At 57.4% G+C, this 20,932-nt stretch carries 25 protein-coding genes; 15 read left to right on the top strand and 10 right to left on the bottom strand.

The annotated features are described in order from the left end of the window. Positions 1-28: 28 nt before the first annotated feature. The 9 genes from HGO41_RS13695 (at position 29) to radC (ending at position 8,541) form a co-directional block, all read left to right on the top strand. The gene (locus HGO41_RS13695; protein ID WP_371415267.1) at positions 29-367 is read left to right on the top strand and encodes a TIGR03745 family integrating conjugative element membrane protein; all 339 of its coding nucleotides are present in this window, start codon (positions 29-31) and stop codon (positions 365-367) included. Between the two features lie 9 nt (positions 368-376). Then, a complete protein-coding gene (locus tag HGO41_RS13690; RefSeq protein WP_129544569.1) occupies positions 377-799 on the top strand; it encodes a TIGR03750 family conjugal transfer protein in 423 nt (140 codons plus the stop codon). Next, complete coding sequence (locus HGO41_RS13685) at positions 796-1,476, top strand: PFL_4703 family integrating conjugative element protein (RefSeq protein ID WP_250981118.1); 681 nt, start codon at positions 796-798, stop codon at positions 1,474-1,476. Before HGO41_RS13690 ends, HGO41_RS13685 begins: the two co-directional genes overlap by 4 nt. Next, complete coding sequence (locus HGO41_RS13680) at positions 1,473-2,369, top strand: TIGR03749 family integrating conjugative element protein (RefSeq protein ID WP_250981117.1); 897 nt, start codon at positions 1,473-1,475, stop codon at positions 2,367-2,369. The genes HGO41_RS13685 and HGO41_RS13680 overlap by 4 nt, the downstream gene beginning before the upstream one ends. After that, complete coding sequence (locus HGO41_RS13675; RefSeq protein ID WP_250981116.1) at positions 2,359-3,792, top strand: TIGR03752 family integrating conjugative element protein; 1,434 nt, start codon at positions 2,359-2,361, stop codon at positions 3,790-3,792. The genes HGO41_RS13680 and HGO41_RS13675 overlap by 11 nt, the downstream gene beginning before the upstream one ends. Next, entirely contained in the window at positions 3,773-4,216 is a 444-nt protein-coding gene (locus HGO41_RS13670; protein ID WP_129544572.1) for a TIGR03751 family conjugal transfer lipoprotein, read from the top strand. The genes HGO41_RS13675 and HGO41_RS13670 overlap by 20 nt, the downstream gene beginning before the upstream one ends. Continuing rightward, the gene (locus HGO41_RS13665) at positions 4,216-7,083 is read left to right on the top strand and encodes a conjugative transfer ATPase (protein WP_129544573.1); all 2,868 of its coding nucleotides are present in this window, start codon (positions 4,216-4,218) and stop codon (positions 7,081-7,083) included. The genes HGO41_RS13670 and HGO41_RS13665 overlap by 1 nt, the downstream gene beginning before the upstream one ends. 10 nt (positions 7,084-7,093) lie before the next feature. Next, positions 7,094-7,840, top strand: coding sequence for a DsbA family protein (locus HGO41_RS13660; protein ID WP_165283123.1), 747 nt, complete (start codon positions 7,094-7,096; stop codon positions 7,838-7,840). Positions 7,841-8,037: 197 nt separating this feature from the next. After that, the gene (gene radC / locus HGO41_RS13655; RefSeq protein WP_250981115.1) at positions 8,038-8,541 is read left to right on the top strand and encodes a RadC family protein; all 504 of its coding nucleotides are present in this window, start codon (positions 8,038-8,040) and stop codon (positions 8,539-8,541) included. A gap of 83 nt (positions 8,542-8,624) precedes the next feature. On the opposite strand, the gene HGO41_RS25845 is transcribed toward radC, so the two are convergent. Both HGO41_RS25845 and HGO41_RS13650 read right to left on the bottom strand, forming a co-directional pair. Further along, positions 8,625-9,005: a YkgJ family cysteine cluster protein gene (locus HGO41_RS25845; RefSeq protein ID WP_353050898.1), complete on the bottom strand. Its 381-nt coding sequence runs from the start codon at positions 9,003-9,005 to the stop codon at positions 8,625-8,627. Further along, positions 8,962-9,111 carry a hypothetical protein gene (locus HGO41_RS13650; RefSeq protein WP_250981114.1) on the bottom strand — a complete coding sequence of 50 codons (150 nt, stop codon included), beginning with the start codon at positions 9,109-9,111 and terminating at the stop codon, positions 8,962-8,964. Before HGO41_RS13650 ends, HGO41_RS25845 begins: the two co-directional genes overlap by 44 nt. A gap of 397 nt (positions 9,112-9,508) precedes the next feature. Here HGO41_RS13650 and HGO41_RS13645 point away from each other — a divergent pair, with 397 nt between their 5' ends. The 5 genes from HGO41_RS13645 to HGO41_RS13625 are packed head-to-tail and all read left to right on the top strand — an operon-like array spanning position 9,509 to position 14,188. Then, complete coding sequence (locus HGO41_RS13645; RefSeq protein WP_250981113.1) at positions 9,509-9,961, top strand: TIGR03757 family integrating conjugative element protein; 453 nt, start codon at positions 9,509-9,511, stop codon at positions 9,959-9,961. Further along, positions 9,958-10,905, top strand: coding sequence for a TIGR03756 family integrating conjugative element protein (locus HGO41_RS13640; RefSeq protein ID WP_129544576.1), 948 nt, complete (start codon positions 9,958-9,960; stop codon positions 10,903-10,905). The genes HGO41_RS13645 and HGO41_RS13640 overlap by 4 nt, the downstream gene beginning before the upstream one ends. A 7-nt stretch (positions 10,906-10,912) precedes the next feature. Further along, positions 10,913-12,304 (top strand): integrating conjugative element protein, encoded by a 1,392-nt coding sequence (locus tag HGO41_RS13635; protein WP_129544577.1) that lies wholly within the window; start codon positions 10,913-10,915, stop codon positions 12,302-12,304. Next, the gene (locus HGO41_RS13630) at positions 12,301-12,660 is read left to right on the top strand and encodes a hypothetical protein (RefSeq protein WP_129544578.1); all 360 of its coding nucleotides are present in this window, start codon (positions 12,301-12,303) and stop codon (positions 12,658-12,660) included. Before HGO41_RS13635 ends, HGO41_RS13630 begins: the two co-directional genes overlap by 4 nt. Positions 12,661-12,670: 10 nt before the next feature. After that, positions 12,671-14,188: a conjugal transfer protein TraG N-terminal domain-containing protein gene (locus tag HGO41_RS13625; protein WP_129544579.1), complete on the top strand. Its 1,518-nt coding sequence runs from the start codon at positions 12,671-12,673 to the stop codon at positions 14,186-14,188. Between the two features lie 13 nt (positions 14,189-14,201). Here the strand turns inward: HGO41_RS13625 and HGO41_RS13620 are convergent, their stop codons facing one another. The 5 genes from HGO41_RS13620 to HGO41_RS13600 form a co-directional block, all read right to left on the bottom strand. After that, positions 14,202-14,573: a DUF3742 family protein gene (locus tag HGO41_RS13620; protein ID WP_129544580.1), complete on the bottom strand. Its 372-nt coding sequence runs from the start codon at positions 14,571-14,573 to the stop codon at positions 14,202-14,204. A gap of 29 nt (positions 14,574-14,602) precedes the next feature. Next, on the bottom strand, positions 14,603-15,013 hold the full coding sequence (locus tag HGO41_RS13615; RefSeq protein ID WP_242502742.1) for a PIN domain-containing protein: 411 nt from the start codon (positions 15,011-15,013) through the stop codon (positions 14,603-14,605). Then, positions 15,006-15,239 carry an AbrB/MazE/SpoVT family DNA-binding domain-containing protein gene (locus HGO41_RS13610; RefSeq protein ID WP_129544581.1) on the bottom strand — a complete coding sequence of 78 codons (234 nt, stop codon included), beginning with the start codon at positions 15,237-15,239 and terminating at the stop codon, positions 15,006-15,008. The genes HGO41_RS13615 and HGO41_RS13610 overlap by 8 nt, the downstream gene beginning before the upstream one ends. Before the next feature lie 119 nt (positions 15,240-15,358). Beyond that, entirely contained in the window at positions 15,359-15,916 is a 558-nt protein-coding gene (locus tag HGO41_RS13605; RefSeq protein WP_502947385.1) for an RES family NAD+ phosphorylase, read from the bottom strand. Positions 15,917-15,985: 69 nt separating this feature from the next. Continuing rightward, on the bottom strand, positions 15,986-16,612 hold the full coding sequence (locus HGO41_RS13600; RefSeq protein WP_129544582.1) for an integrase: 627 nt from the start codon (positions 16,610-16,612) through the stop codon (positions 15,986-15,988). Positions 16,613-16,947: 335 nt separating this feature from the next. Between HGO41_RS13600 and mobH the strand changes: the two genes are divergently transcribed. Continuing rightward, positions 16,948-18,786, top strand: coding sequence for a MobH family relaxase (gene mobH, locus HGO41_RS13595; protein ID WP_250981111.1), 1,839 nt, complete (start codon positions 16,948-16,950; stop codon positions 18,784-18,786). Between the two features lie 79 nt (positions 18,787-18,865). Here the strand turns inward: mobH and HGO41_RS25840 are convergent, their stop codons facing one another. The 3 genes from HGO41_RS25840 to HGO41_RS13585 all read right to left on the bottom strand — a co-directional run bounded on the left by HGO41_RS25840 (position 18,866) and on the right by HGO41_RS13585 (position 20,577). Then, a complete protein-coding gene (locus HGO41_RS25840; RefSeq protein ID WP_129544821.1) occupies positions 18,866-19,102 on the bottom strand; it encodes a glutaminase in 237 nt (78 codons plus the stop codon). Positions 19,103-19,170: 68 nt separating this feature from the next. Continuing rightward, positions 19,171-19,872: a hypothetical protein gene (locus tag HGO41_RS13590; protein WP_250981110.1), complete on the bottom strand. Its 702-nt coding sequence runs from the start codon at positions 19,870-19,872 to the stop codon at positions 19,171-19,173. A gap of 99 nt (positions 19,873-19,971) precedes the next feature. Beyond that, complete coding sequence (locus HGO41_RS13585; protein ID WP_502947384.1) at positions 19,972-20,577, bottom strand: SEN1982 family lipoprotein; 606 nt, start codon at positions 20,575-20,577, stop codon at positions 19,972-19,974. Positions 20,578-20,932 lie beyond the last annotated feature (355 nt).

Below are 20,932 nucleotides of genomic sequence, written 5' to 3'. Positions count from 1 at the left end.
GATTATGAACATGACTCTGATTCTGAAAATGCGGCACGCGGTTACGCGATCCAGTTTTGTCGCACTGTCTGTGGCGCCAGTCACTACGATGGCAGCCGGTCTGCCCACGATGGAAGACCCATCACGTGGGGCGGGCAGCGGCATTATGGAAACGCTGCGTAATTACGGCTACGACATTGTCCTGCTTGTTGCCCTTCTGGTGGTGGCATCGATGTTTATCGGCGTCTGTTATCACGCCTACACCCGTTATTCAGAAATCCATACCGGGCGCGCAACCTGGGGGCAGTTCGGTCTGACCGTGGCCGTCGGTGCCGTGCTGCTGGTCGTCGGTATCTGGCTGCTCACCAAAGCCACCGGTGTTCTGTAAGGCGATATCATGATGCAAGCCCCGCAATCCATGCGCACCGGCGACGGTCTCGTCACTTTCCTGCCGCACCGGCTGAATCGCCAGCCGGTCGTCGTGCGTGGCCTGACGACAGACGAATTGTGGATCTGTAGCGGCCTGTCGGCAGCGGTCGGACTTGTACCCGGCTTGCTGATGGCATGGCTGACCTCAAGCATCGCCATGCTACCCACTCTGATTGTGGCCGGCGTCGCACTCGGCGTCTTCGCCGGAGGTGCCTTCCTGCGCCGACAAAAACGCGGACGGCCTGAGACCTGGCTCTACCGCCAGTTGCAATGGCGTATTACGCTGCGCCATCCCTCACTGGCGCGTTACGTCGGCGGCACCGCGCTGATCACCCGCTCCGGATGCTGGTCGACCCGACGTATGGCCAGGCTAGGGAGGAAAACCTCATGAGCCGTTTTCGCAATGAGGTACACCACCTGCAATCGCACGTCAGAACACTGCGACTTGCCAGTGGCGCATTTCTGCTCATCGCCGTACTGCTCGGCTTTGGGTGGTGGAGTGCACCACGCGACCTGACCATCCATGTCCCGCCGGACCTGCGTTCAGGCAGCACCCGAAAATGGTGGGAAGTGCCGCCGGAAAGCGTTTACACCTTTGCCTTCTATGTCTTTCAACAGTTGAACAGGTGGCCCACGAACGGAGAAGACGACTATCCGCGCAACCTGCATGCGCTCTCAGCCTACCTGACCCCGGGCTGCCAGGCATACCTGCAACAGGATTATGAATACCGACGCAACAATGGCGAGTTACGTCAGCGTGTACGAGGCATTTACGAGATCCCCGGTCGCGGGTATGGCGACAATCCGGGCGTACGCGTACGTGTGCTCTCTCCCCGCGACTGGTTGGTAACGCTGGATGTCAGCGCCGATGAATATTTCGGGTCTGAGCAGGTTAAGCGTGCTCTGGTGCGCTACCCGCTGAAGGTCACCCGCCTGGATGTCGATCCGGAGCGCAATCCATTCGGCCTTGCGCTGGATTGCTACGCCAGCACACCACAACGCATCGAACCGGGCGCCTCGGACACCGCTGATAAAGCGCTGGCGGCCCCGCAGGGAGATACCCCATGAATCGATATGTCCTGATTCTCCTGACCGGCTTGTGTCTGGCAACCACTGCCCATGCCGTCGAGCTCCTGCACTGGGACCGAATGCCACTGGGTATTCCCCTGTATGTCGATCAGGAACGGGTGGCCTTCATCGATCGCAATGTTCGTATTGGCGTGCCGCCCGAGGTCACCGGGAAACTTCGGGTACAAAGCGCCGGCGGCGCGGTCTATCTGCGTGCCAGTACGCCGCTCCCTCCTACCCGTCTGCAATTGCAGGACGTGGAGTCAGGAGAAATCATCCTGCTCGACATTGCGGCCGAAGCGGCTAAAGAAGGTCAAGCCGCGCTGGAACCCGTGCGTATCATCAATGGCGAAGGACCAGAGACCCGCTATGGCGGCACAGCGCAGACACCTCGTCTCCTGGAGAATTCACCAGCACAAACAACTACACAACCCGAAACTCCTGTACCTGTCGTATTGACACGCTACGCAGCGCAGAACCTCTATGTCCCGCTACGCACCGTCGAACCGGTAACAGGTATCGGCCGGGTGAACCTGCATCGCGGCCTCGCGCTGGACACACTGCTGTCCACCCTCCCTGTCCGCGCCCGCGCACTGGCGGCCTGGCGGCTCGAAGACTTCCAGGTGGCGGCCATACAACTCACCAACACCTCGGCGAGATGGATTGAACTTGATCCACGCGCATTACAGGGCAATTTTGTGGCTGCGACCTTTCAGCACCCGGAGCTTGGTCCGGTCGGAGCCCCGACTGACACCACCGTGCTTTATCTCGTCACCCGCACCCGCGGCCTGGCTGACGTGCTGCTGCCAACACTATCGACCGTCGACGCCACGGTAAACCTTCCGGCTACCGCTGCCGAACCGGCCAAAGGGGGTGCATCCGATGCAAAGTAATCCACTGCTCAAGTGGCTGCTGATCCCGGTCGTGTTACTTGTCGTATTCGTCGGTATTCGCCTGTTCTCCGGAGCAAAGACTACCGGCGCATCGGATACCTGGAGCACCAACAGTCAGCTCAGCCCTGACGAAATGAAGGCACTGGGCATTGAGGGCGACACCCCGCGTGATACGGTGGCCACCCTCGTGGCTCAGGTCAAACAACTGCGCAACGAACTGCATACGGCCCTGAATGACAACAAGAATCAGAAGGTCGAAAACGAACGGTTGCGGGCACGCGAAAGCGCCATCGATCAGCGGATCCGGACGACCCTGGACGGCGAACGCAGCCGGTTGCAGCAGGAACGTGACCAGGTCGCCAGCGACCGCCAACAGACACAGGGCCTGCTCCAGGGCCTGCAGCAGCGTCTGGACGGGCTTACCGGCAAGGGCAGCAACGCTGACCTGCCGGTGGGACTGGGGCTGGAAGAGGGAGACGGTCAGCAGTTCGGCAACAACCTGCACTGGGTAGAACCGGCCGATACACGGCACGGTGACAAAAATTCGGGGACGGGTGGCTCTCCGCCGTTCCCAACCAGCTTTGGCCCCGCACAAAAGACCCTCCAGGCCACAGCGGAATCGGTAGCCAATGCGGGCAGTCGCGCACTCGGTACATCTTCCACGCCCGTCTACACGGTACCCACCAATTCGACATTGATGGGCTCTGTTGCGATGACGGCACTGATCGGCCGCGTGCCGATCGACGGGACCGTGAATGACCCGTATCCGTTCAAGGTGCTGGTTGGTGCGGACAACCTGACCGCGAACGGCATCGATATTCCGGACGTGACTGGCGCAGTGATCAGCGGCACAGCCTCCGGCGACTGGACGCTCTCCTGTGTGCGCGGGCAGATCCGCTCAATGACGTTCGTTTTCAACGACGGGACGATCCGAACCCTGCCGGAAGATGCTCCTGGTAACACGAGCAACAGTAACAACACTCAGAACACCGGCACCGCAACCCAGGGCGGTCTGGGTTGGATCAGTGACCCTTATGGCATCCCCTGCGTGTCAGGCGAAAGGCGCAGCAATGCCCAGCAGTATCTCGGCAGCCAGGCACTCATCACTGCGGCCGGCGCAGGCACAGCGTCGCTGATTAAGTCTGACGGCGGCAGTGCCTCCTACATCAGCAACAGTAACGGCACGCTCGGTACCGTGGGCATCACCGGCAACGAAGCAATGGGACGGATCCTGGCCGGGGGGGTGCAGGAGATGTCTCAGTGGGTCAACAAACTTTATGGACAGGCCTTTGCTGCCGTGTACGTACCGCCAGGCGCAAAAGTCGCCATCCATCTTGAACAACAACTCAAAATCGACTACGACGCCAGCGGACGCCGTGTCAACCATCAAACCGGAGGCTTGCATGCTACGGATCTGGACTAACACCACGATCGGCCTGATGACCGTGTTAATCCTCTCCTCACTGGGCGGCTGTGCGACCAGCAAGGAGAGGCTGCTTCCGCATGGCGACAGCACAATGCTTGATGTCTGGAACCAGCAAACCGGCGGAAGCGCAGGTGGAGGTCAGCTCGCGCGTCAACTGCTCGACGCGCGTCAGGTGTTACGCCGCCCGCTGACCACCGACGACCTGCAGGCGGCACCGGGCGCCAGTGCCGCATATACCCGTACCGCCGCCAACGAAATCTACCGCCAGTTCCACCGGCTGCCAAACCCCGACCTGATGATGTACGTATTCCCGCATCTTGCGGGCACCGACCCCGTTCCCGTTCCTGGCTACACCACCGTGTTCCCGCTGTACCAGCGGGTGCAGTACGCCATGCCCGGCGAACGGACGGAGGACTACTGATGGTCCTGCTCAAAAAGCGGCACCAGCAGACTCCGCTGTCGCCCCCCGGATCAGCGGACGCATGGGACCGGCATGTCGCCGAACTCGCTTCTCATGGCATCCCCGAGCCAGGCAGCCAACTGAAGCACGGTCGCCCAGCCACCGATGCGGATACCCAGCGCCTCTACGCCATCGCGCCATCATTTGCCGATCTGCTGCCCTGGGTCGAATATCTTCCCGACTCGCAGGGCATGCTGTTAGAGGACGGGCAGTCAGTCGCCGCATTCTTCGAACTGACGCCGGTCGGCACCGAGGGACGAGATCCAGAATGGTTGTGGAAAGCGCGTGATGCGCTGGAAAACGCGTTGCAGGACTCGTTCGACGAACACGACGAACATCCCTGGGTGGTCCAGATCTATGCACAGGACGAAGCGAACTGGGAAAGTTATCTGCGCTCACTGGAAAGCTACATCCAGCCCCGTGCGAAGAACAGTGAATTCACCAATTTTTATCTGAAATTCTTTGCTCATCACCTGCAGGCGATCGCAAAACCTGGCGGACTGTTCGAGGACAATACCGTCAGCCGCCTGCCCTGGCGCGGCCAGCACCGGCGCGTACGCATGGTGGTCTACCGGCGCGTACCCACGGCGACTTCGCGCCGCGGCCAGTCGCCCGAACAAGCGCTCACCACCATCTGCGACCGGCTGACCGGCGGCCTGGCGAATGCCGGCGTCAGGGCACGACGCATGGATGCGGCAGATATCCACGACTGGCTGCTGCGCTGGTTCAATCCCTGCCCCACTCTCATTGGCGATTCTGCTGATGACCGTGAGCGCTTCTACGCCCTGACACGTTACCCGGACGAAACCGAACCCGGCGAGCTTGAACTGACCAGCGGCGATTTTGCCCAGCGCCTGTTCTTCGGCCAGCCACGTTCTGACGTGGAGGAAGGCACCTGGTACTTCGACAGCATGCCGCACCGCGTCATCGTGCTTGACCGCCTGCGCACACCGCCACAAACCGGGCATATCACCGGGGAAACGCACAAGGGCGGCGATGCCTGCAACGCCCTGTTCGACCAGATGCCTGAAGACACGGTGATGTGCCTTACCCTGGTAGCCACCCCGCAGGATGTGCTCGAAGCGCATCTGAATCATCTGTCGAAGAAAGCCGTCGGCGAGACACTGGCCTCCGAACAGACCCGCCAGGATGTGCAGCAGGCGCGCGGGCTGATCGGCAGCGCCCACAAACTCTATCGCGGTGCGCTTGCGTTCTACCTGCGCGGTCACGATCAAGCCGAACTCGATGCGCGTGGCCTGCAACTGGTCAACGTGATGCTCAACGCCGGCCTGCAACCGGTTCGGGAAGAGGATGAGGTTGCCCCACTCAACAGCTACCTGCGCTGGCTACCAGGCGTGTTCGACCCGGCCGCCGACAAACGGCAGTGGCACACCCAGCTCATGTTCGCCCAGCACGCCGCCAATATCTCGGCCGTGTGGGGCCGCAGCCGCGGCACCGGGCACCCTGGCATCACCCAGTTCAACCGCGGTGGCGAGCCCATTACGATCGATCCCCTGAACCGGCTGGACCGGCAGATGAATGCTCATCTTTTCCTGTTCGGCCCCACTGGCTCGGGTAAAAGCGCCACGCTCAACAACCTGCTTATCCAGATGACGGCCGTCTACCGTCCCCGTCTGTTCATCGTTGAAGCCGGGAACAGTTTCGGCCTGCTCGGCGATTTCGCAGCACGCCTGGGTGTCAGCGTCCATCGGATCAAGCTTGCGCCGGGCTCAGGCGTCAGCCTGGCGCCGTTCGCCGACGCCTGGCGTCTGGTGGATACCCCCGAACAGGTAGAGACCCTGGACGCCGATGCGCTGGATGAAGACCGGCAACCTTCGGCTGCGGCGGTTGAAGGCGAGGAGCAGCGCGATGTGCTCGGCGAATTGGAGATCACTGCACGACTGATGATCACCGGCGGCGAGGAGAAGGAAGAAGCACGCATGACCCGCGCTGATCGCAGCCTGATCCGCCAATGCATCATCGACGCAGCAAATCGTTGTGTAGCCGAACAACGCACGGTACTGACCCGAGACGTACGCGATGCCCTGCGCACGCGCGGCGGCGATGCATCGTTGCCGGAAATACGCCGCGCCCGGCTGCTGGAGATGGCCGACGCGATGGACATTTTCTGCCAGGGAACCGATGGCGAAATGTTCGACCGGTCCGGTACTCCGTGGCCCGAAGCCGATATCACCATCGTGGACCTGGCCACATTTGCGCGCGAAGGCTACGGCGCGCAACTCGCGATCGCCTACATCAGCCTGATTAATACGGTCAACAACATCGCTGAGCGCGATCAGTTCCTTGGCCGGCCAATTATTAACGTGACCGACGAAGGCCACATCATTACGAAGAATCCGCTGCTGTCCCCCTATGTGGTGAAGATCACCAAGATGTGGCGAAAGTTGGGGGCATGGTACTGGCTGGCAACGCAGAACATCGACGACCTGCCGAGGGAGGCAGAGCCGATGTTGAATATGATCGAGTGGTGGATCTGCCTGAACATGCCGCCGGACGAAGTGGAGAAGATCGCCCGCTTCCGTGAACTCACGGCCGCGCAGAAGGCCCTGATGCTCTCTGCCCGCAAGGAATCGGGCAAGTACACCGAAGGCGTGATCCTCTCTCGCTCCATGGAAATCCTGTTCCGCGCGGTTCCACCCAGCTTGTATCTGGCACTTGCCCAAACCGAACCCGAAGAAAAAGCCGAACGTTTTGCACTGATGCAGAAGTACGGCATCAGCGAACTGGATGCCGCCTTCAAGATCGCCGAAATGATCGACCAGGCGCGCGGCATCGAATCCCTTCCGCTTGATGCCCTGACGCAATGAAGGAGCGCCCATGAACCTGATCAATCGTCTCAAGCGCCCTTTATCGCCCACGCGTCTTGTGCTCATCCTGGCAACCTGTCTGTTCACGGGCATGGCGATGTGGGCACTCCAGACGCTGACCCAGACCGAGCCGGACATGCCGACAGATGCGACAGCGCCATCGACGCATAACGGCCCCCCCTGGCGCTACGGCAAGGCCGATGCACGCTACACTCTGGTGGAATATGCCGACCTGGAATGTCCGTTTTGCCAGGCCTATTTCCCGGGGCTCAAACAATGGATCGATGCCAACCCCGAGGCGAACTGGCAATGGCACCATCTCCCCTTGCAGATGCACGAACCCGCGGCCAGCCGCGAGGCACGCCTGGCCGAATGTGCCGGCGAAGCGGGCGGACAGGCCGCATTCTGGCAGGCCGTCGAATGGATCTACACGCACACCCGCAGCGAGGGTCAAGGACTGCCGGACAACACGCAGTACCCCGGCATCACCGCCTCGATGCAACGATGCCTGGATAGCGATCGCCCTGATACGGTGATCCGGGCACAAAGCGAGCAAGCCGGACGCGACGGGATCACCGCCACGCCAACCCTGCAGTTGAAGGACAACACGACCGGCAAGACGCTGCTGTTGCACGGACCGGTGGAAGGCGACGCCCTGCTGTCGGCACTCGACATGGTGTCCACGAACGAGACCGCCGCGGCAGAAACCACGGACATCCCCATGCCTGCCGACGATGTCGGCGACATGCCCAGGTAGCCAGGGTCTTCAAGGCTACGGCGCGCCTCGTGCGCGTTGATCCTCCAGCTCGCTTCGCATCCATCTACGCGAGCGGCCACCGGCTTAACCTCAACGGTGGCGGATGCTCCTTCGTTCCAGTCGATTTCCTGTCATCCCCTGGAGGGTTCGCCCTCATCGGGGCATGCGCCCTCCATTTTGCCTATAGGAGCAGTGCCATGTCCTCTCTTCATGCTGTAACCGCTATCCCCAACACACCCTCGTTGGAGCAACATGCAATCCAGTACGAGGATCATCTCATTCATCAGGCCCTTGACCTGCTGGTGCACCGTATCTTCAAAGGGGGTCCTGCAATGCAAAACCCCAGCGCTGTCTTTGACTACCTGCGGCTGCAACTGGCCGGCGAGCCGAGCGAAATCTTCGCCGTCCTGTTCCTCAACTCCCAGCACGAAGTCATCGCCTGGGAACCCGTGTTCACCGGCACGATCGATGCGGTTACTGTCCACCCACGCGTAATCGCACAAAGGTGTCTGATCCACAACGCCGCCGCCGTGATACTGGCCCACCAACATCCTTCAGGCTATACCGAGCCCTCCCTGGCCGACAAACTAATCACCCAACGGCTGAAAGTTGCGCTGGAGATGTTCGACGTCAGGGTGCTGGATCATGTTGTCGTCGGCAAAAGCGAACCGTTCTCCTTCGCTCAGGCAGGCTTGTTGTAAGCCCTTCGAAGTCCGAACCAATGTCATGTCGTGCATTCAATCGCTCGAAGCTGATCCCTGCGGGAGCCCTGGCTCCCGCTTTTTCAGGGAGTGGGCTGTTCTGCTTCAAAAAAATCCCGAATGTCAGCCACGATTTCGTTGCGCTGTATCAGTAGTGAGTACCGGTAGATATGCGTTGCATCAGCATAGGGCACGCTCGCCGGATAGCTGGGAACTGTCCGACAAAGAAGGTCGTCATCATCGAGGTTCAGATGGGTCCGGCATGCGACGGGGCGATGCTCGTAAACAACGCACTCTCCTTCATTACCGAGAAAAGGACAGGGTCTCTGCCTGCTGCGAAGGACTATATATCGTTGCTGCTCACCCATTGCCACGATGTCGATGACACGTATGGGCGACTCCGGCCTCCGCATTGAACGGTCAGAGCAAGCGGCCAGAACTTCCGCCTCTCCCTCCGAAATCATCACGGGTAGATGGCAACAATGGCTGCAACCCTTGCGACAAGCGGCAAGGTGCAAGCTGATCTACCCATTCGGATGCGGCTTCGTGCAGCAACATGGGGATACGCATGCTTCTTTCGGGTAGGCCGGCAGCGCGGTCCAACAACTTCTGTACCGGCTCCCATTGTAGTTTCTGGTTCTGAGCTTCCATCTTGCCCCATAGCGACGGGTACTCGGGCGCGTTGCTCCTCGACCAGTCGTGCTTGTTCGGCAGTCAGAGCAGCAGAAGTCATCGAGTGAACCAGGGTGCTAAAGAGATGTACTCTCGAAAGGAAAAATCGTACAGAACTGACCTACTTTTTCATACTACCCGACCGTACCGCTCCATTGCCGTTCCCCAGTTTTCCTTCAGCAAACCGGGGCCATCCCTTCAAATACGGTTTGAGCCGCGTACCTATTCCCTGCTGCGAAAAGTAACCCTGCGAGGTGAACTCTGAGACTATCCCAAACAGTCCGGAGCACCGTCCATGCTGCAGCCGTTAAGCCCGCCAGTTCTCCATTCCCCCACGAGCCCCAAAGTGGCTGGCATCGCGTTGCTCTTATCGATGCTCACCATGAATGCCTACGCGACAACAGATGTGCGCGTGTATACCGACAAAAACTTTCCGTTGGTTGCTTCCCAGGATGCTGCCGCGGTCATTTACATGGATGCAGCGCAAGAACTTGAAGCGGGACTAACCGCGGGTCTACCTGTAGACCCGGTACAGGCCGAATCATTGCTACGACAACGACTGCAAGACGGGGAACAGGTATTGCAGCTCAAGCTTGCCGCAGCCTACCAGGGGATCACTGAAGCATGGGGATTGGGTATCACCAAGCTCCCCGCCGTCGTCGTCGATCGCCGCTACGTGGTCTACGGCGAACCCGATGTCGCCCGTGCCGTCCAGCGCATCGAGGCATACCGGAGGGCATATCCATGAATCGCCCTCTCTCTACCACCCGCCGCATGCGGCTGGCCCTTGCCACATTTATGCTCGGCACCGCCGGCTCTGTCTTTGCCGTGAACACCGCCAGCATCATCGCTTCCAGCCTCTCGCCCGACTGCCTGGAGTACCGCGTTGCGGGCATCTGCTACTGGCTCTACTGCACGCCGTTTGGGTGCAGCGTGCGCACCTCGGTCAAGATCCGCCACTACATTCCCGATGCGGTGGTCTCCAGCTACGCCAATACCGGTGAGACCCCCTGGGCCGAGGTTCGCACCCTGAGCCTGCCCAACACCACCGCACAGGCCGGTGGTGACGGCACCACCAATCATGACGGCGAAAACAACCTCTCCCGATTCAGGAACGCCGATGTCATCGGCCATCCCGGCGGCGAAATTTTCAGTCGGTTCGCCAGCGCCTCGGGCTACACCTGCGCCGGTGCCGGTACCGCCTTCATGCCCTACTTGTTGAGCACGCTGGATACGATCGCATGGCGCTACAACGTGCCCGAAATGGTCTACCCCGAAGCGTTGACGCCAGGCATGCGCGAAGTCGGCGCGCGCAGCACCGCCAATCTCTGGGGCAACGTCTACCCCCGCGGCGGTTTTGTGCACCAGAGCGATGACTACAAGGCCGGCGCTGTCGTCGCCCAGCGGGCCGGCGACATCGTCACCCGACACGGCCAGATCCATGTCTACCAGCCCCTGCTCGCCAACGCACGTGACGGCTACTGGCCCGCTGGCGAACTGGTTGAAGGCGATCCAAAAACCGGCAAGTGGCAGGAGCTGACGCCAACGCTGTCCAGCAGCTGCGCAGTGTTTCCGCATGACAATGCTCAGGTGCAGGCACAGCAAGGTGACTACGCATGGGCCCTGTGGCGTCCCTACGCCTGTTGCCAGCGCCGGGGACAGATTTTCCTCGGCAGCACCGATTTCCAGTGAGGCGCCCATGAACATTCACCACGCCACTCACTCACCTCGCCTTGCGGGCCTGCTGTTGACTGCCACACTACTCATGCCCACAGTTGCCCACGCGCAGACCCTCATTGACTCAAACGGCATGAGCTCCAGCGGTCACGTCATCGGTGACGATGTGCTCTACAGCATCGGCGGCGGCCGCGCTGTTTCGATGGGTCCTGCCGGCAACATGCAGAGCCTGGGCGTGGGCGCCGGCTGGAACAGCAATCTCATTTGCGGAAACATGGATATCAGCACAACGATCCAGAATCAGCTGAACGGCATCACTAACGGCTTTCAGTCGATCATGAGCAATGTGATCCAGAATGCCACCGGCGCAGTCGCCTCGCTACCGGCATTGATCATCCAGCGCGCAGACCCGGCACTCTACAACCTGCTCACCAATGGCATCCTGCAGGCGAGACTTGATTTTGACCGCAGCAAAACCACCTGCCGCGCGATAGCCAACCGGCTCGCGGACATGGCTGGCGGCCAGGCGAGCTGGGATCAACTGGCAGAAGGTCTGACGCTTAAACAATCAGTCACAAGTGGAGATGCCGTGTCTGCCGTCGAGCAAGCCGAAAACAGCAGGGGCAACAATGGCGTTCCCTGGGTCGGCGGCAACAATGCTGGCGGCTCGGGGCAGAGCGCAATCAGGGTTGTCAGCGATGTCACCAAAGCCGGCTACAACCTGCTCAACGGGCGCAGCGCCACCGACACATCATCCATCTCCGCAGAGAGCTGCAGCACCCGGCTCACGTGTCAGACCTGGTCATCGCCTCAGGCTGCGGCCGACTGGGCCACGCGAGTGCTCGGAGAACGTGAGCAGCAGACTTGCGAGAACTGCACCAAGACGCAGACCACGCCGGGTGTCGGCCTGACACCTCTGATTCAGGAAGAGTACGAAACCAAACTGCAGGCACTGCAGGACCTGGTCACGGGCGTGAAACCTACCACTACTGCGAACCTTGATGCGGCAGGTAGTAACGCACTGCCCATCACCCGCGGTGTGATCGAAGCGCTGCGCGACGAGCCTGATCAGGATGTGCTTGGCAAGCGCCTTGCCTCAGAGGTCGCCCTCTCCAGCGTCCTCGAAAAAGCCCTGCTGTTACAGCGCACCCTACTGAGTGGCGCAAAGGAACCCAACGTGGCGTCTAACGAACTGGCCGTCAATGCCATCGGGACCGAGAACACCGCCCTGGAACAGGAGATCAGCAATCTCAGGACCGAACTGGAGCTGCGGCGCGAACTGGCAGGAAACTCGGCCATGTCGTTGATCCAGCGCCAGGCCGTGCGGGCTGCGGGCTCACGAGGCATTTTCGAAGGGGACACCACGCGTGACCGGCTTGACGAGATCCAGAAACCGCGGAGCAATACCCAATGAGGACGATGATCCGCTGGGGACTCACCCGGCTGTTCAACCGCCGCATCGGAATGTCGCTGCTCTGGTGTGCACTGATTATCGGTATCGCTGTACTGGTCAACCTGGTGGGTATCAGTCTCATAGGCGGTATTGAACACTGGCAACGCTGGCTCCATTCGCATGCAGGCCTGTTCCTGGCCTGGCGGATGATCCTGTACGGGGCAACAGCCTGGGGATGGCACTGGATGCGCCAGCGTGTGCTACAGCGTGAACCCTTACCCCTGACCCGCCAGCGTCTGTTGCGCATTGAGATTGCCGCGGTCGCCGCCATCGTGCTGATGGAAGGCAGCACCTGGTGGCAATACGGATTAAGGTGAGGACACAGGCATGACACTCTACACGACCGACTATCTGGAGTATTACCTGACACTGGTGGGCTGGATCGTCAACAATGGCATCTGGGCTACGCTGGTTGCCAGTGGTGTATTTGCCCTGCCCTTCATCGCCATTATCGTCCAGGAATGGCTACGCGCGCGCACCGAAGGTGCCGATGAAGGCAACAAGGGCGTGCTCTCGTCCCTGCGTATCGAGAACCGGGTATTTGTCGCGATAATGGTGATCCTGTTCGCCGGTGTTCCCTTCATCCCGGCGGATTTGAGCACTATCAAATTTGATACCACCCGCTCTACACAATGCCAGGTCAGTGTTCCGAAGCCCGCAGACACCGGCTGGGCTGGTGTCTACACCACGCTCAATAACCAGAGCGCGCTGGTGCCAGTCTGGTGGTTTTTCATGCACAGCCTGTCAAAAGCGCTCACCAGCGCGGCCATAGCCGCCATCCCCTGTGGTACCGACCTGCGCCAGCTCCGCATGGACGTCGATGCCACCCGTATCAATGACCCCGTACTGGCCCAGGAAATCGCCGACTTCACCCACGACTGCTATGGTCCCTCACGTGCGAGGCTGTTCATGAACCGTCCGACGCTTTCCGAGGTGCAGATGAACGATGTCACCTGGATCGGTTCGAACTATTTCCTTACCGCCAGCGGTTTCTACGACACCTACCACTCCAGCACGCCGCGCACGGCCTGGCCCTTTGATGCCACCCGCGACGCGGGGCTGGCCCAGGTCGACAGCGGCGGGGGCTACCCGACCTGCCAGCAGTGGTGGACCGATGGCGACAGTGGTCTGCGCGCTCGTCTGCTGGCGCAGGTTGATGCCGATCTGCTGACCCGCATCGCCAAATGGGCCGGCTTTCTGTCACAGACCGAGGTTGACGATTCAGTCATCCGGGCGGTGGTATCTCCCCGACAGCAGAAAATGAACCAGGGTGCCGTCTATTCCGATTATGGCGGGCAGATCGACAAGACCCTGCCTAACATCGTCACCCGCGCAGCGGGTGATGTGGGCGTGACAATAGGGTCGCTGGCCTATTTCCCGGCGATGGATGTGGTGCGCCAGGCACTGCCGATGGTGCTGTCGCTGCTGAAGATGGCGTTGGTCATCTGCCTCCCACTGGTGTTGATGATCGGCACGTACGAGCTGAAGGCGATGGTGACCGTGAGCTGCATTGAGTTTGCGCTGTTTTTCGTGGACTTCTGGTTCCAGCTGGCGCGCTGGCTCGACTCAACCATTCTTGACGCACTGTATGGCTGGGGCTGGGGCGCAGATCGCCCGCATACCAACTTCGAACCGCTGATGGGCCTGAACAATGCCTTCGGAGACATGACGCTCAACTTCGTCACGGCGACGATGTTTATTATGCTACCGGGTTTTTGGGTGACCGCCTTGGCTTGGGCCGGAGTACGGGCTGGCAACTTTGTTCAGATGATGACGATGGCGACCGATGGAGCAAAATCGGCGGGATCAAAAGGACCAGGAACCATTTCCAAGTCACTCAGGTAAATTTCCCTGCCTATTACTCGTCATCATCATAGGGATCTCCACTATCGACCCGTATATCGCCTCGATACAAGCCATATCCTGCGGGACCAACGCGCCATTGCGGTTGCTCCTCTTCTTCATCATTCTCGTCCAAATTGCGTGCGGCGCAGGCGGCCAAGATCAAAAATATCAACAGGAGTGCCAGCCAGAAAGAGATATACAGCAGTAATACCCAGACAACCAACTTGCCCGACCATAGCAAAACCGAGGCCGTGACCGATGAGAATCCCCGGGAAACCAGCCAGGTAATCGCCTTGCGTTCGCCTTGGGTATAAGCCCGCCACCCGCGGCCGAAACGGTGGCCCCAACGTTCTGCGTAACGGCTATAACTGTCTCCGGTTCTCATGGTCGTCTCCTGCTATAAAGACATCCCGGTCAACTACGAACGAACGGATTCCTGATGGTGAGGCTGTCTTCCAGAATCTGTCCATGATTCATATCTTCACTGTACAGGGTCAGGCATTCAGCCGTGGTTGCGGCAGCGACGATACAGGCATCGTAAAAAGACAACTGGTGCCGCAGTGCCACCTGACGAGCCCTGTCATGAACCTCCACCGTCAGCGGCACCACATCACAGAAACTCCGGACCAGTTCCAGAAAACTTCCGATATCTTCCCAGCTCATCGCGAGTTTACGACGGCATACGCTGGTCACTTCATTGAGAACCTGCACGCTGATGACAGGACGCGTCTTCAACAGAGCTTCAGCGCTATCGGCCTTGACCGGATCCTCAGATAACAGGTAAAGCACAACATTGCTGTCCAGAAATGCACCCGTTTTAGCCACGCTCAGAGTCCTCTTCACGGCTGAACCTGAAATCGGCCGGGAGCTTACCGCGGAAATTACGCAACCGCGCCAGCAGCTCTTCAGTACCCGGTTTTCTGCGGACAGCAAACGTGCGCGGATCGTCTATGATAATCTCGATATCGTCACCCTCCCGGAGTTCCAGTGCCTCGACCAGACTGGCGGGCAGTCTGACCGCGAGACTGTTACCCCATTTTGCAACCTGCATGAACCACCTCCATTGATATACATTTTAAATTGTATATCACACATCAAGAATAACAAGTCTGAGCCTGGTGGCCAGGGCGCACTACGCTGCTGAGGTGGGGACTTTTGCTCAATCAATCCCTACGGACCTGGATCAGGTTCCACACCGATTTGATAGTCAGCCACGAATTCAGGCCAGTCCACATGATCGACCAGCTCGATATCCGCACTGACCCGGATTTTTTCCCTTGCCCGGTCAAACAGGGCGATACTCGCAGAAGGATAGTTGTTCCGCGACGGATAGAGCACACCGTCAAATAGTGGCGCATCATCGTCTCCTCCTGACAGCTTATGTACCCGGGCAGATACCCCCTGCGTGTGGGTATAGTTGCGACTGGATAATTGCTCCAGATTCAGGCCAAAGTAGCCCGCCATGACATTCGGTGCCGTGAGATCGGCCAGACGTAGCTCTTCATCCACACCGACAGCCCGCACCAGACGACTCCGGACTTCTTTCAATGCCACTGAACGTTTGGTAGCCGCGAGCCACTGGTGCTTGTGAAACATCGACTCCATCAAGGCCGTAGGAAGATCCCGCCCCAGGTAGAGCACGCCATAGGTTTTTGCGGGATCGTCGTAGCGATTGGTGCCATCGCGACCATAATACAGAGGGCTCCCCCGGTACGTGATACGACTCACGTGCTGGAGCAACTGACCTGCGTCTATCCGGAACGTTGGCAATTCAATACTCACTCCAACCTCTTCTCATTAACCCAAATGCACACCCAGCACATTGCATACTGCCCTGACCACATCATCGAGCGAATCAGCCGTCACCGCCTCTACCGGCGAACGTTCACCCAGGCCTTCGAGCGGCTCAGACAGCGCACGGTAGATCGTCCAGTTGTCAACGCCATCGACTTTCTGAAGTACGGCCTGTGTCAACTGCTGCTTCACCGGTTCAAGCTGCCAGTCGGGTAGTTTCTGACCGCGTGGCCCCACATTTAAAGCCAGTAGCCGGCGAGCCTCAATGTCCTTGTAAATTTGCTGACGCGATTTGTCTGCCAGACTGGCGAACTTAAGTAGCGGCAGATTGTGCGGCTGGTTAAAGGCTTCCAGCTGGAGCATACGGCCACGCTGGATATCCGTTTCGCCAGGTTCCCAGCGCGTGTGGGCGCGCAGGGCCGCAGCCTTTCGTGCCAGGGATTGCTCCACCGTGTCGACCTCCAGGGTGGCAGGAAGCTCCACCGCTTCGACGCTTTTATGAACGAACACCTGGAGTTCTGCCGCAAAGGCGCGAGCATCCCGGATTTCAACAGTCTTGAAAAAGCGATGCACATCCGCCTCGGTGATACGTGGCAGATGGTCGGCAATGAATTCAAGGGTCTTGGGCATGGTCAACTCCCGTAGTCAAGGCTGGAACATAGAGATAACTTTAGTCTCCGTTGTCTACTATGTCAACTTTGACAACTCAAGATACTCTCATTACTAAGAGCACCGTCCCAAGAAACACTATTATTCGTTGCATAGCCTAGTTCAGTCCAGCGCGCCGATGCCCTGAACAATCCGTTCAGGCTACCTCCACATTGGTAGATGAGTCACCTTTCAGTTTGCTTTATACCAAAAGGTTAAAAGGCCAAAGGGCCGGATAAGGGAACGGGCAGCAAGGGGAAAGGCCCTACCTGAAAAGGCGAAAAGGTCACCTGCCAGTCCATCATCGGGGACACGACATGCTGTCACTCTTCCAGCGCAAAAAGGCTCAGCCCATTATCATCCGACAGCCAGCATCCACCGTAGAGCTAACCAAAGGGCTGCTGCGACCCGAACCGGCTGCATCGCTGCTGGCTACGCCACGGCGACAGCGTCTGCTTGAACACATCTGGCAACGCACCTCCCTGTCGCGCAACCAGTTCACCACTCTCTACCGCAAACCGCTGGAGCGCTACGCCGCACTGGTACAGCTCCTGCCCGCCTCGGAGAGCCACCATCATGCTTACCCCGGCGGCCTGCTTGATCACGGTCTGGAGATCGTCGCCTTCGCACTGAAACTACGGCAGGCCCATCTGCTGCCCGCGGGCGCGACACCAGAAGATCAGGTTTCACAGGCCGAGCCCTGGACTGCAGCTGTCGCGTATGCAGCATTGCTCCATGACATCGGCAAGATTGCCGTCGATCTGCACATTGAATACGAAGACGGCAAGGTCTGGCACCCCTGGCATGGGCCGCTGACGCGGCCCTATCGGTTCCGCTACCAGAAAGACCGGGAGTATCGTCTGCATGGCGCCGCCACAGGACTGCTCTACGGCCAGGTGCTCGATTGCAGCATACTCGACTGGCTGAGCGACTACCCCACCCTGTGGGCCTCATTGATTTACGTACTGGCTGGCCAGTACGAGCATGCTGGCGTGCTGGGCGAACTGGTCGTTCAGGCTGATCAGGCATCGGTTGCTCAGTCACTTGGCGGTGATCCTGCCCGCGCCATGACCGCCCCAAAAAACTCACTGCAACGCAAGCTGGTCGACGGCCTGCGTTACCTGCTGCGCGATGAGCTCAAGCTCAACCAGGCAGGCCCATCGGACGGGTGGCTGGACCAGGACGCACTCTGGCTGGTCAGCAAGACCGTTTCGGACAAGCTACGTGCTTACCTGTTATCGCAGGGCATCGAAGGCATCCCGTCAAGCAACACAGCCGTATTCAACGTGCTGCAGGAGCACGGCATCCTGTTGCCCACACCGGAAGGCAGAGCTATCTGGAAAGCAACAATCACCAGTGAGACTGGCTGGTCGCACAGCTTCACACTGCTGCGCCTTTCCCCCGCCCTCATCTGGGAGCACGACAAGCGCCCCTCTCTGTTCTCAGGCAACGTAGAACTCGTGCAGGATGCTGCTGACAGCGCCGTTCCGCCGCAGGACAGTACGGTACCGAACACAACTCCCCCCGAAACCTCAACTGTGGTCACTGGCCCGGGTTCTGATAGGATGTCCCCCATAGAAGGCTACCGACAGCCCATGGTATTGAATGCCGTCGAGGATCTGCTCGATTTGTTCGACTCCCCCGATGAAGTACCACCGCCGTCACAGACTACGACACAATCCGCATCGTCAAAGAACGCCAGTGAGTCCTCGTCGTCGGTAGTTGGTGGGAGCAACGACACACCCGCCATCGGATCCGGCGAGCACTTCATGACCTGGCTGAAGCAGGGACTCCTGTCGCACAAACTCATCATCAACGACGCAAAAGCGCTGGTGCATACCGTCAACGATACGCTCTATCTCGTCAGCCCGGGGCTGTTCCAGCGCTATGCACAGGAACACCCGCAAATCGACGCTTTGGCAAAAAGGGAAGAAATGCAGAACTGGCTGTGGATGCAGCGACGTTTCGAGAAGCTGAAGCTCCACCGTAAGCAACAGGATGGACTTAACATCTGGACCTGTATGGTGACAGGCCCTCGCAAGACCCGTCGCCTGCATGGGTATATGCTGGAAGACCCCAGGGGAGTATTAAATATTACTACGCCAAACAACCCATACCTGAGCTTGATGAAACAAGAACATACGGAAACACAGTAATATTTAATAACGCGTGTACACTGATTCATATATGGATTGGTTTATCTGTAACATCAGAACGACGACGCTCAATGAGACCCTATCCCCATATCCAACATTGAAACCCCTGAGTGGCGGATAAAGAGCTCAATTGCCCGACCCACGCCATACTATTACCAATCTGATCCAACCCAGGAGACCATACGCATAAACTTCCTACCGCTGGGATAAGAACCACAATACCTCCGTCAACGTCCCTCTTTAATGGGAAAACTTCACAGGCATCATCCTCACCTGCGGCGTTAACGTTTTTTACAGTAAAGAGGTATCGGGATATTCACCCCATACCTTTTCTATATGCCTTTCAACAACCATATAAAAATGAAAGGCATTTACATGCTGTTTCTAATAATCAAAAGGATACGGGTATTCATGCACTTTTTTAATAATGTTTTTTACATCATCGCGTTCATAAATACTTCTTTCATCAATGCTCTTCCTGTTATCAGGGATACACACCCATATTGGCGGGGAAATCTTCGCCACATCGAAAACATATAAATTCAATGAGGTGCGTGGGCCATTGGTACTGTAATTTGTGTGTTCATTACAGATAACGCCATCGACGTTCATACTATGAACAGTTCTCATGAAAAATTCTATCCAGTGCCGAACAAAATTTTGCTGCACCATGTTTTTAAAAATTCTGTCTATGGGGGGGTTATCCGGGAGAGCATTCAACTTTTTTTCCCACTTAGCATACGTCTCATTAATAGTAATGTAAGGTCGCAAGATTTGTCCTGTGGAACAAAATCTTTCCCATTCAGAGAGACTGCCCGATGCAATATGCATGGCACCAAACGAGTGAGCCCTTATTTTCCTCCACAGTTCTTCAGAAAAAATAGAGTCTTCTAATAAATTTACAATCCTGGCGCTCTCATTTATTTTAATTTTACAGCGACCGTGCCCTGCACCTTTAAGGAGTTCATTGTCAACGCTGAAAGAAATAAAACTGTGTGGAATAAGTTCCCTCTTAAATACTGACGTTGTTTCTTCCAGAGCCCAGTTATCAAAATAGACATTCGTGCCATGATACCATTCTTGCATTTTCTTTTCCTTTATATAACATCAAAACCAATGACAATTTTATCACGGCGCTTATCTGACGCTGTCAGATTTATTAAAAAACAGCGCGAGATATTTTATTTATTTCCCGAATAACCTCTCATGGAGCCAACCGTTATTGGTAAGCAGGAATACATTTGTTACTTTAAGCGGTTCCAGTTCTGAATCAACGTCTTTTTTAAGCTGTCTGTTCAGTTCGGCAACTTCAGGTGACTTATCCCAGTCAGGTATATCAGTTACTTTGTAGGAGAAAGAAACTCTGGAAATTTTCTGACCCATAGCATCTGAAGGTTCCGTGAAATTACTGACCGCCGAAACGGTAGCTTTACCAAAGCAGCCCCCTAAGTTTTCTCCGCGCATATTTTTCGATGCATCGACCATGTAGAATTTCTTACCTTCATCAGTCAGTTCATGGCTGTTAACTACCACATCATGTGCTTTACTCCCGCATGAAGCTTCAACGTGCTTGCGTGAAAGCTCTTTTTCTGTAAGAAGTCCCTTTCCTGCCAAAACATGCAATATGTCAGGCAAGTTATTGAATGAATACCCGTCCGATTTTAAGGGAAAGTTAGCCTTGAAATAACATGACGGATATACAGTATCCAGATATTGTTGAGCAGCTGCTTTGAAATTGCTCGCTGAAGCCTTTTTGGGATAATTACAACCACTAAGAGCAACAGTACCAATACAAATTAATGGGGCACCGCACTTTTTTCAACCTATTTTCCCATGCCAGATTCTACCATGGAAGTCGCGATCAATATCTCTGAGCCAGATTTGTGCTGAGATCAGACGGGATTTTTTCATCCGAATCTCCTCGATTCATGTTACGAGAAAATTCTACTCATGAGTACTCCGGTTTTTCGGGGGGATTACCGATCTGTCGAGAACTGCACGCTTTCCGGTACTCAACTGCAATTTTTATATAAACTAGGATATGCGCAATGTGGCAGTTATAACAACTGTAGTGATGTTATGGACGCCCCTCCCTGAAGTAGCCAGTGCCATACTCTATTGACTGCAATTAATTCAGGAGTGATAT

The sequence above is a fragment of the Rahnella sp. CG8 genome (genome assembly GCF_023701875.1).
In the GTDB taxonomy this organism is placed as follows: domain Bacteria; phylum Pseudomonadota; class Gammaproteobacteria; order Enterobacterales; family Enterobacteriaceae; genus Rahnella; species Rahnella aceris.
Note: the sequence above shows the minus strand (reverse complement) of the source record. Positions and strands in the feature narration are given on the sequence as shown.

Coding starts and splice junctions, on each gene's coding strand:
- HGO41_RS13630 (WP_129544578.1), top strand. CDS start 12,301: ATGAGGACGATGATCCGCTGGGGACTCACCCGGCTGTTCAACCGCCGC.
- HGO41_RS13610 (WP_129544581.1), bottom strand. CDS start 15,239: ATGCAGGTTGCAAAATGGGGTAACAGTCTCGCGGTCAGACTGCCCGCC.
- HGO41_RS13640 (WP_129544576.1), top strand. CDS start 9,958: ATGAATCGCCCTCTCTCTACCACCCGCCGCATGCGGCTGGCCCTTGCC.
- HGO41_RS13680 (WP_250981117.1), top strand. CDS start 1,473: ATGAATCGATATGTCCTGATTCTCCTGACCGGCTTGTGTCTGGCAACC.
- HGO41_RS13625 (WP_129544579.1), top strand. CDS start 12,671: ATGACACTCTACACGACCGACTATCTGGAGTATTACCTGACACTGGTG.
- HGO41_RS13660 (WP_165283123.1), top strand. CDS start 7,094: ATGAACCTGATCAATCGTCTCAAGCGCCCTTTATCGCCCACGCGTCTT.
- HGO41_RS25845 (WP_353050898.1), bottom strand. CDS start 9,005: ATGATTTCGGAGGGAGAGGCGGAAGTTCTGGCCGCTTGCTCTGACCGT.
- HGO41_RS13665 (WP_129544573.1), top strand. CDS start 4,216: ATGGTCCTGCTCAAAAAGCGGCACCAGCAGACTCCGCTGTCGCCCCCC.
- HGO41_RS13695 (WP_371415267.1), top strand. CDS start 29: ATGCGGCACGCGGTTACGCGATCCAGTTTTGTCGCACTGTCTGTGGCG.
- HGO41_RS13685 (WP_250981118.1), top strand. CDS start 796: ATGAGCCGTTTTCGCAATGAGGTACACCACCTGCAATCGCACGTCAGA.
- HGO41_RS13600 (WP_129544582.1), bottom strand. CDS start 16,612: ATGCCCAAGACCCTTGAATTCATTGCCGACCATCTGCCACGTATCACC.
- HGO41_RS13690 (WP_129544569.1), top strand. CDS start 377: ATGATGCAAGCCCCGCAATCCATGCGCACCGGCGACGGTCTCGTCACT.
- HGO41_RS13645 (WP_250981113.1), top strand. CDS start 9,509: ATGCTGCAGCCGTTAAGCCCGCCAGTTCTCCATTCCCCCACGAGCCCC.
- HGO41_RS13620 (WP_129544580.1), bottom strand. CDS start 14,573: ATGAGAACCGGAGACAGTTATAGCCGTTACGCAGAACGTTGGGGCCAC.
- HGO41_RS13590 (WP_250981110.1), bottom strand. CDS start 19,872: ATGCAAGAATGGTATCATGGCACGAATGTCTATTTTGATAACTGGGCT.
- HGO41_RS13675 (WP_250981116.1), top strand. CDS start 2,359: ATGCAAAGTAATCCACTGCTCAAGTGGCTGCTGATCCCGGTCGTGTTA.
- HGO41_RS13650 (WP_250981114.1), bottom strand. CDS start 9,111: ATGCGTATCCCCATGTTGCTGCACGAAGCCGCATCCGAATGGGTAGAT.
- HGO41_RS13635 (WP_129544577.1), top strand. CDS start 10,913: ATGAACATTCACCACGCCACTCACTCACCTCGCCTTGCGGGCCTGCTG.
- radC (WP_250981115.1), top strand. CDS start 8,038: ATGTCCTCTCTTCATGCTGTAACCGCTATCCCCAACACACCCTCGTTG.
- mobH (WP_250981111.1), top strand. CDS start 16,948: ATGCTGTCACTCTTCCAGCGCAAAAAGGCTCAGCCCATTATCATCCGA.
- HGO41_RS13670 (WP_129544572.1), top strand. CDS start 3,773: ATGCTACGGATCTGGACTAACACCACGATCGGCCTGATGACCGTGTTA.